Here is an 11863-nt window from a genome sequence, read left to right on the forward strand (position 1 = left end):
GGGGCCCGCCGGGGAAGGGCGCAGGACTCACCCGGCGTGCGGGGTGGCCGCCACCTCGGTCCCGTCGGGCAGCGTGGAGACGACGAAGTCGTCGAAGACGTTCGGGGCGACCCGCTGGAGCTGGCGCAGGCACTCCACCGCCAGCTCGCGGATCTCCACGTCGGCGTGCTCGGTGGCGCGCATCGCGATGAAGTGCCGCCAGGCCCGGTAGTTGCCGGTGACCACGATCCGGGTCTCGGTGGCGTTGGGCAGCACCGCCCGCGCCGCCTGCCGGGCCTGCTTGCGCCGCAGGGTCGGGTTGGGCTCGTCGGCGAAGCGCTGCTCGAGCCCCTCCAGCAGGTCGGTGTACGCCCGCACGCTGGCCTCGGCGGCCTCGACGAACTTCTTGTGCAGCTCGGGGTCCTCGGCGATCACCGCGGGCTCGACCATCGCCGCGTCCCGCTCCGGCACGTACCGCTGGGAGAGCTGCGAGTACGAGAAGTGCCGGTGCCGGATCAGCTCGTGGGTGAAGGAGCGGGAGACGCCGGTGAAGTAGAAGGTCACCGAGCCGTGCTCCAGCACCGACAGGTGGCCGACCTCCAGGATGTGCGCCAGGTAGCCGGCGTTGGTGGCGGTGGCCGGGTTCGGCTTCTTCCAGCTCTGGTAGCAGGCCCGCCCGGCGAACTCGGCCAGGGCCTGGCCACCCTCCGCGTCGGTCGACCACGGAACGTCGTCCGGGGCCTCGAAATGGGTCCACGCGATGAGCTTGACCTGCGGCTGCACCATGTCCGGCATTCCTGCGACTGTAGTGGCCGCCGGCCGTCCGCCCAACTCCGGCATACCGCCCGACCCGGTGCCGTACCCGCCCGGCGCGACGGCGGTGCCACCGCCCGCCCCTTTCGAGCTGCCCTCACGAACGGGGCACGCGAACAGGCGCGAACAGGGCTGCAGGCGCGACTCCGCCCGCCAGAGCGCGGCGAAGGAACACGAAAGGCACGAGGCCGGGCGGGCCGACGGCAGCCCCAGCGGGTGGGGGCGCAGGCGGGTGGATTGGGCGCAGGCGGGTGGACGGGGCGCGCAGGCAGCGGGGGGCGTGGCGACGGGATCGTGGTCCCACCGGTGGGGCAGCTCGAAAGGACCGCCGAGAACGGTTCCCGCCCGGGGCGGCGGCCAGCCCGGCCGGTCAGACGTAGAGGCTGGTGAACGGGGCCCAGGGCAGGTTGCGGGCGACGGAGAAGGCCAGCCAGACGCCGAGGAAGCCACCGATCATCTTCGGGCTGATCCGCAGCTCGGGCAGGCGCCAGCCGAACGCCTCCCGGCCGGCCCAGGTGACGAAGAGGTACGCCAGGAAGGGCAGGGCGAAGACGAAGAGGAAGTGGTGGCGGGCGGCGGCGGGGATGTCGGCGTGCAGCACGTACCAGAGGGCGCGGGTGCCGCCGCAGCCGGGACAGTCCAGCCCGGTGGTCAGCTTGAGCAGGCAGGACGGAACCGCGTCGGGGGCGGACCGGGTCGGGTCGCTGAGCAGCGTGTAGCCGATGCCGGCGGCGACACAGCCGACCGCCGCCAGCGGCACCACCCAGCGCGGCGAGCGCGCGTAGAGCCGGGTCACGAAGCGGGTCAGCCGGTCCGGCTCGGCGACCAGGTGCGGCGGCGGCCCCGTGGGGCCGGACGGCTCGGGCAGGCCGGACGGCTCGGTGGGGGTGCTCGCGGGGCCGGGCTGGGCGGTGGCTCCGTCAACGCTCGTCACGCCGCTCACGGTACACCGGAGCGGCTCGCCAACGCGGCGGCCAGCGGACCGGCGAGATCACCGGCGGCGGGCGGGGCCACCGCGTCGAGGCCCAGCCACGCGGCGAGCCGGCGCAGCTCGGCCGCCAGCGCGACGGCCGTCTCGCCCGGGTCCGCGCCGGGCTCGATCCAGGCGGCCGGCACCAGCAGCACCCGGGCCTTACGGTCCGCCTTGAGGTCGACCCGGGCGGTGAACCGCTCACCCTGCAGGAACGGCAGGACGTAGTAGCCGTGCACCCGCTGCGCCGCCGGGACGTAGATCTCGATCCGGTAGGTGAGGCCGAAGAGGCGTTCCGTGCGCCCCCGCTCCCAGATCAGCGGATCGAAGGGGCTGACCAGGGTGTTCCCCCGCACCCAGCGGGGCAGCCGGGCCTGGGTGTGCAGGTACGCCGGCTGCCGCCAGCCGGGCACCCGCACCGGCGTCAGCTCGCCCGCCTCGACCAGCTCGGCGACCGCCCGCCGGGCGCCGGCCAGCGGCAGCCGGAAGTAGTCGCGCAGCTCAGGCTCGGCGGCCACCCCGAGGCTGCGGGCGGCGATCGCGACCAGGGCCCGGTGGGCGTCCGCGTCGGTCGGGGTGGGCGCGGCCAGCACCGTCGCCGGCAACACCCGCTCGGGCAGGTCGTACCGGCGGGCGAAGGAGGTGGTGCGCTCGGCGGCGGTGACCTCACCGGCCCAGAACAGGTACTCCAGGGCACGCTTGACCGCCGACCAGTTCCAGCCCCAGTTGCCGGTCTCCCGGGGCGCGTCGTGCTCGATCTCGGCGGCGGTGAGCGGGCCCCGCGCGGCCACCTCGTCGCGGACCCAGGCGACCAGCCCGGGCTGCTCCTGGGCGATGCGCCGCATCCCGCCCCAGGACTCGTCGTGCGCCCGCGCCATCCGCCAGCGCAGCGCCGGGTGCAGCGCCACCGGCACCAGGGAGGCCTCGTGCCCCCAGTACTCGAACAGCTCCCGGGGGCGGCGGTAGGCGGCGGCGTCCAGCATTACGGTCGGGTAGGCCCCGAGCCGGCTGTACAGCGGCAGGTAGTGCGCCCGTTGCAGGACGTTGACCGAGTCCATCTGGATCAGCCCGACCCGGTCGAGCACCCGGCGCAGGTGCCGGCGGGTGGGCACCGCGGTGGGCGCCGGGTCGGCGAAGCCCTGGGCGGCGAGCGCCACCCGCCGGGCCTGGGCGAGGGAGAGCGATTCCGGTGCGGCCATCGTCAGGAACCCTAAGACACGGGTACGACACGACACGGGGAACCTGGACTCGGGGCGTACCGGGGCATACAACGGTGCAATGGTGACGATCCGGCGGGAGGGACCCGACGACGCCGAGGCGGTCGCCCGGGTGCACGTGCACGGCTGGCGCTCCGGGTACGCCGGGATCATGCCCGAGGAGGTGCTGGCCCGGCTCAACGTCGCCGCCTGGGCCCAGCGGCGGCGGGACCTCGGCACCGCCGGGCCGGAGCACCCGTTCACCACCCTGCTCGCCGAGGCGGGTGGCCGGGTGGTCGGCTTCACCTCGTTCGGCCCGTACCGCAACAACCAGGACCGGGACGACCTGGACCCGGCGTACGGCGAGGTGGTCTCGCTCTTCGTCGAGCCGGCCCGGTGGGGCGACGGCACGGCCGGCACCCTGCTCGCGGCGGCGCGGGCCGGGCTGGCCGAGCGGGGCTGGACCGAGTACCGGCTCTGGGTGCTGGCGGCCAACCAGCGGGCCCGCCGCTTCTGCGCGCGGGCCGGGCTGTCACCCGACGGGGAGCGGGCCACCTACCCGGTGCCGTTGGCCGGTGGGCGTACCCCGGTCGGGTTGGTCGAGCTGCGCTACGCCGGAGCGGTCGTCGGCTGACCCGGGCCCGGCCGGCGACGGGCCGGCCGGGGTGTCGCCGGGCGGGGCGGTGCCGCGCCGGATCGGCAGGAACAGCAGCAGGGCCAGGCTGATCCAGACGTAGGTGTTGCTGCCCAGGAAGCCGTCCAGGCCGCCGGATTCCCCCTCCCAGGCCCAGACGATCCGGCTGATGAGCAGGAGGTACCCGACGGCGGCGGCGACCAGCAGCAGGCGGCGCCGGGGGCTGCGGGCGGGCGCGGCCATGCCGTTGTCGACCAGCAGGATCAACCCGGGCAGCAGCCAGACCAGGTGGTGCACCCAGGTCACCGGGCTGACCAGGCACATCACCACGCCGGTCAGGGCGAACCCGGTGGCGTGGTCGCCGGCCGCCGCGGCGGCCCGGATGCGCCACGCCCAGACCGCCAGGGTGACCAGCACCAGGGCCGCCCAGCCCAGGGTGCTCGGGTGGTCCGGGGAGAGCCGGGCCACCACCCCGCGCAGCGACTGGTTGGAGACGAACGCCAACTCCCCCACCCGGCCGGTGTTCCACAGCGCGCTGGTCCAGAACTCCCGGGACGCGTTCGGGAAGAGCGCGGCGGCGACCAGCGTGGTGCCGGCGGCGGTGCCGGTCGCGGTGAGCGCGGCCCGCCACTGCCGGGTGACCAGCAGGTGGACGAGGAAGATCCCCGGGGTCAGCTTGATCGCGGTGGCCAGGCCGATGCCCACCCCCGCCCAGCGGCTGCCGGCCGGCAGCAGGCGCAGCAGGTCCACCGCGACCAGGAAGAGCAGCAGCATGTTGACCTGGCCGAAGTTGACCGTCTCCCGCATCGGCTCGAAGGCCGCCGCCAGGCAGAGCGCCACGGCGAGGGTGAACCAGCGGGTCCAGCCGCTGCGGCGGGCGACCGGGTCGAGCAGCCACCAGATCACCAGCGCGCTGACCACCACGCTGGCGGTGACGCTGACCACGATCGCCGCGTGCCACGACAGGTACGCCATCGGGAGCATGACCAGCGCGGCGAACGGCGGGTAGGTGAAGCCGTACTGGGTGCCGGGCTTGAGGAAGTCGTAGATCTCGCCGCCGTCGTGCACCCAGAAGGTGAGCGCCCCGTAGTACACGTTGAGGTCGAAGAAGCCGTGCCGGACGGCGGCCACGGAGAGGAACCAGGCCACCACGACGGCCAGGACCAGCACCGCGAGCACCTGCCCGACCGTCCGGCCGGACCGCCCCGCCCGCGCCTGACCGGGACCCTGCGCCACCGTCGCCCTCCTCGCCCTGCGTAGGCTCACGTGCCATGGCTCTCGGGTACGTCCGCCCGGCGCGTGGTGACGACGCCGGTGAGATCGCACGCATCCAGCTCGCGACCTGGCGGGTCGCGTACCGCCGGATCCTGCCCCGGCACGTGCTGGACAACCTGGACGAGGAGTATCTCGCCCGGCGGTGGAGCGCGGCGGTGCTCCAGCCGCCCTCCGACGCGCACCGGGTGCTGGTCGCCGTCGAACAGGCCGAGCAATCCTATCTGGTGGGGTTTGCCGCCTCCGGCCCGGCCGACGCCGAGGCGCTGGCCCCGAACGAGCCGGCCGAGGGGCTCGGCGACGGCGTCGCGGCCGTCACCGACCTGCTGGTCGAGCCCCGCTGGGGGCGGCGGGGGCACGGCAGCCGGCTGCTCGCGGCGATGGTCGACGGGTGGCGGGCCGACGGCCTCGACCGGGCGGTGGCCTGGGCCTTCGACGGCGACGAGCCGACCCGGAAGTTCCTCACCAGCGCGGGCTGGGAGCTGGACGGGGCGGCCCGCGCGCTGGACGTCGACGACATGCTCGTGCCCCAGGTCCGGCTGCACGTGACGGTGCCCCCGGCGGCCGAGCCGGCCTGAGGCGGCCCCGCCCGGCGCGGGGCCCGTCGTTCTGTCACCCCCCTGGCCTACGGTGGCCCGGACGGACGGGACGACACCGGGGGGTGGGCGATGACCTCGCTCGTGGCCGGCAGCCGGGCGACTCACGACCCGGCGACTCACGACCGGGCGGCCGACGACCGGGCGACCGACGACCGGGCGGCACCGGCGGAGCCCTGGGCGGCGGGGCTGGCCGGGCACCGGCGGGAGCTGACCGGGTACTGCTACCGCATGCTCGGCTCGGTCTTCGACGCCGAGGACGCGGTGCAGGAGACCCTGCTGCGGGCCTGGCGGCACGGCGACTCCTTCGACGGCCGGTCCAGCCCCCGGACCTGGCTGTACCGGATCGCCCACAACGTCTGCGTGGACCTGCTGCGCGGCAACCGGCGGCGGGCCCTGCCGATGGACGTCGGCGACCCGTCGGCGCCGGTCGCGGCGGCGATGGGCGAGCCGGTGCCCGGGCGCTGGGTGTCGCCGGCCCCGGACGGGTCGGTGCTCGCCGACGCGGCCGACCCCGCCGAGGCGGCCGTGGCCCGGGAGTCGGTCCGGCTGGCGTTCCTCACCGCCCTGCAACTGCTGCCGCCCCGGCAGCGGGCCGTGCTCATCCTCCGCGACGTGCTGCGCTGGACCGCCGAGGAGGTCGCCGACCTGCTGGGCACCTCCGTGCCGGCGGTGACCAGCGCCCTGCAACGGGCCCGCGCCACCACCCGCCACGCCGGGCCGGGCGCGGCGACGACGCCCGCGGCCGACCTGGACCCCGCCCACCACGACCTGCTCGACCGGTACGTCCGCAGCTTCGAGCGGTACGACATCGACGCGCTGGTGACGCTGCTGCGGGAGGACGCGGTGCACACCATGCCGCCGTACCGGATGTGGCTGCGCGGGCGGGCCGACATCGCCGCCTGGATGCGCGGGCCGGGGGCCGGATGCGCGGGGTCCCGGCTGGTCCCGGTGACGGCCAACGGCGCCCCGGCCTTCGCGCAGTACCGTCCCGACCCGGCCGGCGGGTGGAGGCCGTTCTCCGTCCAGGTGCTGGCGCTCGCCGGCGGGACGGTCGCCGGGATCCACTACTTCCTCGATCCCCGGCTGCCCGGCCGGTTCGGCCTGCCGGCCCGCCTCTCCCGCGCGGCCCCGGGCCCGCTCAGTCGAGCAGGGCGTCCAGGCCGACGGTGAGGCCGGGCCGGTCGACGACCGCGCGGACGGCCAGCAGCACCCCCGGCATGAACGAGACCCGGTCGTACGAGTCGTGCCGGATGGTCAGCGTCTCGCCGAGGGTGCCGAAGAGCACCTCCTGGTGGGCGACCAGCCCGAGGGAGCGGACCGCGTGCACCCGTACCCCGTCGACCTGGGCGCCCCGCGCGCCCGGCAGTTCGTCGGTGGTGGCGTCCGGCGGCGGGGCGAGCCCGGCCTCGGCGCGGGCCTGACCGATCAGCCGGGCGGTGTGGGTGGCGGTGCCGCTGGGGGCGTCGAGCTTGCGCGGGTGGTGCTGCTCGATGATCTCGACGGACTCGAAGTACCGGGCGGCCTTCGCGGCGAACTGCATCATCAGCACCGCGCCGAGGCCGAAGTTGGGGGCGATCACCACGCCCACCCCGGGGCGGTCGGCCAGCCAGCCCCGGACCTGCTCCAGCCGCTGCGCGGTGAAGCCGCTGGTGCCGACGACCACGCTGATCCCCCGGTCGACGCACCACCGCAGGTTGTCCATGACGGCGTCCGGGGTGGTGAAGTCGACGACCACCCGGGCACCGGCGTCGGCGACGGCGGCGAGGTCGTTCCCCTGGTCGACCTCGACCACGAGATCGAGGTCGCCGGCCGCGTCGACCGCCCTGCACACCTCGACACCCATCCGGCCCCGGGCACCCAGCACACCGACCCGGATCGCGTCCGGGCCCTTCACCTGCTCGTCAGTCACGGGCCACAACCTATCCCAACCCGGGCGTCGGGCACCGTCAGGACCGCCCGGTCCCACGCGCGCCGGTCCACCGGGTCGGCCGGTCCACCGCGCCACCGGGCCAGCCGGTGACATCGTCAGCCGGATCAGCCGGTGAAGTCGTCCGCGCCGAACGGGCCGACCACGGCCAGCGACATCGGCCGGGCGAGCAGTTCGGCGGCGAGGGCGTTCACCTCGTCCACGGTCACCGCGTCGACCCGGGCCAGCAGCTCGTCGACCGGCATCAGGGTGCCGTAGAGCAGCTCCCCCTTGGCCAGCCGACTCATCCGGGAGCCGGTGTCCTCCAGCCCCAGCACGAACGAGCCCTTGCTCATGCCCTTGCCCCGGGCCACCTCGGCCTCGGTGAGCCCGTCGGCGGCGACCCGGCCCAGCTCCGCCCGGGTCAGCGTCAGCACCTCGTCCAGCTTGCCCGGGGCACAGCCGGCGTAGACGGCGAAGAGGCCGCTGTCGGCGTACTGGCTGGCGTACGAGTAGACCGAGTAGGCCAGGCCACGCCGTTCCCGGATCTCCTGGAACAGCCGGCTGGACATCCCGCCGCCGAGCACGTTGTTGAGCACCCCGAGGGCGAACCGGCGCTCGTCGAGGCGGTCGATGCCGGGGCAGCCCAGGATGACGTGCGCCTGCTCGGTCTCCTTCGGCTCGACCACGGTGGCGGCCGGCCGGGTGCGTACCCCGGGGGTGCGCGGCCGGGGCGGCGCGGGGGTGGCACGCTCGGTGTCCAGCGGGGTGCCCCGCAACGCCTGGCGGACCAGCCGGAGCACGGCGGCGTGGTCCAGGTTGCCGGCGGCGGCGACGACGATCTGCGGCGGGGTGTACCGGCGACGGTAGAAGTGGTGGATCTGCCGGCGGGTCATCGGGGTGACCGTCTCCTCGGTGCCGGAGATCAGCCGGCCGAGCGGGTGGTCGCCGTAGACCGCCCGGACGAAGAGGTCGTGCACCTCGTCACCCGGCTCGTCGTCGTGCATGGCGATCTCTTCGAGGATGACGCCGCGCTCGGTCTCCACGTCGGCGGCGGCCAGCACCGAGTCGGCGACCAGGTCGCACATGACGTCGATGGCCAGCGGCAGGTCCTCGTCCAGCACCCGGGCGTAGTAGCAGGTGTACTCCTTGGTGGTGAAGGCGTTCGTCTCGCCCCCCACCGCCTCGATCTGCGCCGAGATGTCCAGGGCGGTCCGCTTGTGGGTGCCCTTGAAGAGCAGGTGCTCCAGGAAGTGCGCGGCACCCGACTGCGTGCCGGTCTCGTCGCGGGAGCCGACCGCCACCCAGACGCCGAACGACACGCTGCGCGTGGTCGGGATCGCCTCGGTGAGCACCCGCAGCCCGCTGGGCAGCACGGTACGACGGACCGTGCCGCCCAACGGGTCCTCGTCGAGCGTCCGGGTGACCGCCCGGGGGGTCACCCCCCGTCGATCCGCAGGAGAGGACGAACGCGGGGCCCGACTCACGGAAACCTGCTCTCACGTCGACGAGGGGTGGTGGGTGCGATGTCACGAAACCGGCCGGGTGGACGCCCTCGGCGCCCACCCGGCCGGTCGGGGAAACTAGCTGTGCCGGGTCCGGCGACGCGGGCGCGACTCGCCGCCGCCCTCGCCACCCTCGCCCCGCTCCGGAGCACGCGCGCCCCGGTCGCCCCGGTCGCGGTCACCCCGGTCGCGCGGAGCCCGGTCGCCCCGGTCCCGGCTGGCCGGACGCTCGCCACCGGCGGCCTCACCGGCGGCCGGCGCCTCGGCGCCCTCCGGGCGGACCTTGTCCAGGTAGATCTTGCCGCGCTGGTCGATGTCGGCGATCTCCACCTCGACCTTGTCGCCGACGTTGAGGAAGTCCTCGACCTTCTCGACCCGCTTGCCGTCGCCCACCTTGGAGATGTGCAGCAGGCCGTCGCGGCCGGGCAGCAGCGAGACGAACGCGCCGAACGCGGCCGTCTTGACCACCGTGCCGAGGAACTTGTCCCCGACCTTCGGCAGCGTCGGGTTGGCGATCGCGTTGATCCGCTCCACCGCCGCCTGCGCGGACGGGCCGTTGGTCGCGCCGACGTAGATCGTGCCGTCGTCCTCGATGGAGATCTCGGCGCCGGTCTCGTCCTGGATGGCGTTGATGGTCTGCCCCTTCGGGCCGATCACCATGCCGATCTTGTCGACCGGGATCTTCACGGTGGTGACCCGCGGCGCGTAGTCCGACATGGTGGCCGGGGCCTCGATCGCCGCCTGCATCACGTCCAGGATGGTCTGCCGGGCCTCGTGCGCCTGCTGGAGCGCGGCGGCCAGCACGTCCGACGGGATGCCGTCGAGCTTGGTGTCGAGCTGGAGCGCGGTGACGAAGTCCCGGGTGCCGGCGACCTTGAAGTCCATGTCGCCGAAGGCGTCCTCGGCACCGAGGATGTCGGTCAGCGTCACGTACTCGGTCTTGCCCTCGACCTCGTCGGAGATCAGGCCCATGGCGATGCCGGCGACCGGGGCCTTCAGCGGCACACCCGCCGAGAGCAGACCCAGGGTGGAGGCGCAGACCGACCCCATCGAGGTGGAGCCGTTCGAGCCGAGCGCCTCGGAGACCTGCCGGATCGCGTACGGGAACTCCTCCCGCGACGGCAGCACCGGGATCAGCGCCCGCTCGGCGAGCGCGCCGTGGCCGATCTCCCGCCGCTTCGGCGAGCCGACCCGACCGGTCTCACCGGTGGAGTACGGCGGGAAGTTGTAGTTGTGCATGTAGCGCTTGGACTTCTCCGGGGAGAGGGTGTCCAGCGACTGCTCCATGCGCAGCATGTTCAGCGTGGTGACGCCCAGGATCTGGGTCTCGCCCCGCTCGAACAGCGCCGAGCCGTGCACCCGGGGCAGCACGCCGACCTCGGCGGTCAGCGGGCGGATGTCCCGCGGGCCCCGACCGTCGATCCGGACCTGCTCGCGCAGCACCCGGTTGCGGACCTCGGACTTGGTCAGCGACCGGAACGCCGCCGACAGCTCCTTCTCCCGGCCCTCGAAACGCGGGCCCAACTCCTCGCCGACGCGCGCCTTGACCCGGTCCAGGGCCTCCTCGCGGTCGGCCTTGCCGGCGATCTTCAGCGCCTCGGCGACCTCGGCGCGGGCCAGCTCGGCCACCGCGTCGTAGGCGTCGTCGGAGTACTCCAGGAAGACCGGGAAATCGGCGACCGGCTTGGCGGCCACCTCGGCCAGCTCGCTCTGCGCCCGGCACAGCTCGCGGATGGCCGGCTTGGCGGCCTCCAGACCGCTCGCCACGACCTCCTCGGTCGGGGCGGGCGCGCCGCCGGCGACCAGCGCCACGGTGTGCTCGGTGGCCTCGGCCTCGACCATCATGATCGCGACGTCGCCGTCCGGCAGGGCACGACCGGCGACCACCATGTCGAAGGTGGCCCGGGCCAGCTCCTCGTGGGTCGGGAAGGCGACCCACTGGCCGTCCACGTGCGCCATCCGGGTCGCCCCGATCGGGCCGGAGAACGGCAGGCCGGAGAGCTTGGTCGACATCGAGGCGGCGTTGATAGCCACCACGTCGTACGGGTGCTGCGGGTCGAGCGCGAGGACGGTCTCGACGACCTGGACCTCGTTGCGCAGGCCCTTGACGAACGACGGGCGCAGCGGCCGGTCGATCAGCCGGCAGGTGAGGATCGCGTCCTCGCTGGGCCGGCCCTCGCGGCGGAAGAACGAGCCGGGGATCCGGCCCGCGGCGTACATCCGCTCCTCCACGTCCACGGTCAGCGGGAAGAAGTCGAACTGCTCCTTCGGCTGCTTGCCGGCGGTGGTGGCGGAGAGGACGACCGTCTCGCCGAGCTGGGCGATGACGGAGCCGGCGGCCTGGCGGGCCAGCCGACCGGTGGAGAAGGTGACCTCACGGGTGCCGAAGGACCCGTTGTCGATCACGGCGGTGCGGTGTTCGGTGCCGAGGTTGGTCTCGGTCATGTTCTGGACTTACTCCTTCGCATCGGGGGCCCCGCGACGCGTGAGGAGCTGGTTCAGACGGCCGGTCTTCGATCGAAGCGCCCGGACGGGCCGGCTGTCGAGCCGGGTCGCCCGGAGGCCACTACCGGAGACCGGTGCGCTGAGCGGCTCCCCTACTCGGGTTGGTCGCGCGGCCCGGTTCTTCGGTGGTGACGCCGCACGGGGGAGCGGCCGGTCGGCCACTCCCCCGTCACGTCACCGGCGCAGGCCGAGTCGCTCGATGAGCGACCGGTAGCGGTTGATGTCCTTCTTCTGGACGTAGTTGAGCAGCCGGCGACGCCGGCCCACCAGCAGCAGCAGCCCACGGCGGCTGTGGTGGTCGTGCTTGTGCACCTTCAGGTGCTCGGTCAGCTCGGCGATCCGCTTGGTGAGGACAGCCACCTGCACCTCGGGCGAACCGGTGTCACCCTCGGCGGTCGCGTACTCCGCCCGGATCTTGGCCTTGCTCTCCTGGTCGAGCGCCATTTTCTCCCTGTTCTCTGGGTTCGTCACGTGAGTCCGTCGC

Annotated in this window: 11 protein-coding genes; 3 read left to right on the top strand and 8 right to left on the bottom strand. The window is 74.1% G+C overall.

Features of this window, described 5'->3' with window-relative positions:
- Positions 1 to 27: 27 nt before the first annotated feature.
- From thyX to ACQUFX_RS17320, 3 genes are all read right to left on the bottom strand, one after another.
- On the bottom strand, positions 28 to 765 hold the full coding sequence (gene thyX / locus ACQUFX_RS17310; RefSeq protein WP_428966986.1) for an FAD-dependent thymidylate synthase: 738 nt from the start codon (positions 763 to 765) through the stop codon (positions 28 to 30).
- Positions 766 to 1162: 397 nt separating this feature from the next.
- Positions 1163 to 1735: a DUF2752 domain-containing protein gene (locus ACQUFX_RS17315; RefSeq protein WP_428961404.1), complete on the bottom strand. Its 573-nt coding sequence runs from the start codon at positions 1733 to 1735 to the stop codon at positions 1163 to 1165.
- Complete coding sequence (locus ACQUFX_RS17320) at positions 1732 to 2961, bottom strand: winged helix-turn-helix domain-containing protein (RefSeq protein ID WP_428961405.1); 1230 nt, start codon at positions 2959 to 2961, stop codon at positions 1732 to 1734. The genes ACQUFX_RS17315 and ACQUFX_RS17320 overlap by 4 nt, the downstream gene beginning before the upstream one ends.
- Before the next feature lie 79 nt (positions 2962 to 3040).
- On the opposite strand from ACQUFX_RS17320, the gene ACQUFX_RS17325 reads away from it, so the two are divergent.
- Positions 3041 to 3592 (top strand): GNAT family N-acetyltransferase, encoded by a 552-nt coding sequence (locus ACQUFX_RS17325; RefSeq protein ID WP_428961406.1) that lies wholly within the window; start codon positions 3041 to 3043, stop codon positions 3590 to 3592.
- Here the strand turns inward: ACQUFX_RS17325 and ACQUFX_RS17330 are convergent.
- Positions 3491 to 4828: a glycosyltransferase family 87 protein gene (locus ACQUFX_RS17330; RefSeq protein WP_428961407.1), complete on the bottom strand. Its 1338-nt coding sequence runs from the start codon at positions 4826 to 4828 to the stop codon at positions 3491 to 3493. The genes ACQUFX_RS17325 and ACQUFX_RS17330 overlap by 102 nt on opposite strands.
- A gap of 35 nt (positions 4829 to 4863) precedes the next feature.
- Between ACQUFX_RS17330 and ACQUFX_RS17335 the strand changes: the two genes are divergently transcribed.
- Together ACQUFX_RS17335 and ACQUFX_RS17340 are read left to right on the top strand one after the other, a co-directional pair.
- Positions 4864 to 5442, top strand: a complete 579-nt coding sequence (locus ACQUFX_RS17335; RefSeq protein ID WP_067365392.1) for a GNAT family N-acetyltransferase — start codon at positions 4864 to 4866, stop codon at positions 5440 to 5442.
- A 90-nt stretch (positions 5443 to 5532) separates the two neighbouring features.
- Positions 5533 to 6633, top strand: coding sequence for a sigma-70 family RNA polymerase sigma factor (locus ACQUFX_RS17340; RefSeq protein ID WP_428961408.1), 1101 nt, complete (start codon positions 5533 to 5535; stop codon positions 6631 to 6633).
- Here ACQUFX_RS17340 and dapB read toward each other — a convergent pair.
- The 4 genes from dapB to rpsO all read right to left on the bottom strand — a co-directional run bounded on the left by dapB (position 6602) and on the right by rpsO (position 11823).
- Positions 6602 to 7372: a 4-hydroxy-tetrahydrodipicolinate reductase gene (gene dapB, locus ACQUFX_RS17345; protein ID WP_428961409.1), complete on the bottom strand. Its 771-nt coding sequence runs from the start codon at positions 7370 to 7372 to the stop codon at positions 6602 to 6604. The two genes, ACQUFX_RS17340 and dapB, sit on opposite strands and share 32 nt — an antisense overlap.
- Positions 7373 to 7497: 125 nt before the next feature.
- The gene (locus ACQUFX_RS17350) at positions 7498 to 8856 is read right to left on the bottom strand and encodes a M16 family metallopeptidase (protein WP_428961410.1); all 1359 of its coding nucleotides are present in this window, start codon (positions 8854 to 8856) and stop codon (positions 7498 to 7500) included.
- 96 nt (positions 8857 to 8952) lie between these two features.
- On the bottom strand, positions 8953 to 11319 hold the full coding sequence (locus ACQUFX_RS17355) for a polyribonucleotide nucleotidyltransferase (protein WP_428961411.1): 2367 nt from the start codon (positions 11317 to 11319) through the stop codon (positions 8953 to 8955).
- A 234-nt stretch (positions 11320 to 11553) separates the two neighbouring features.
- Positions 11554 to 11823 (bottom strand): 30S ribosomal protein S15, encoded by a 270-nt coding sequence (rpsO, locus tag ACQUFX_RS17360; protein WP_067365384.1) that lies wholly within the window; start codon positions 11821 to 11823, stop codon positions 11554 to 11556.
- Between the last annotated feature and the right edge of the window lie 40 nt (positions 11824 to 11863).

The organism is Micromonospora fluostatini (assembly GCF_050410825.1).
Lineage (GTDB): Bacteria > Actinomycetota > Actinomycetes > Mycobacteriales > Micromonosporaceae > Micromonospora > Micromonospora rosaria.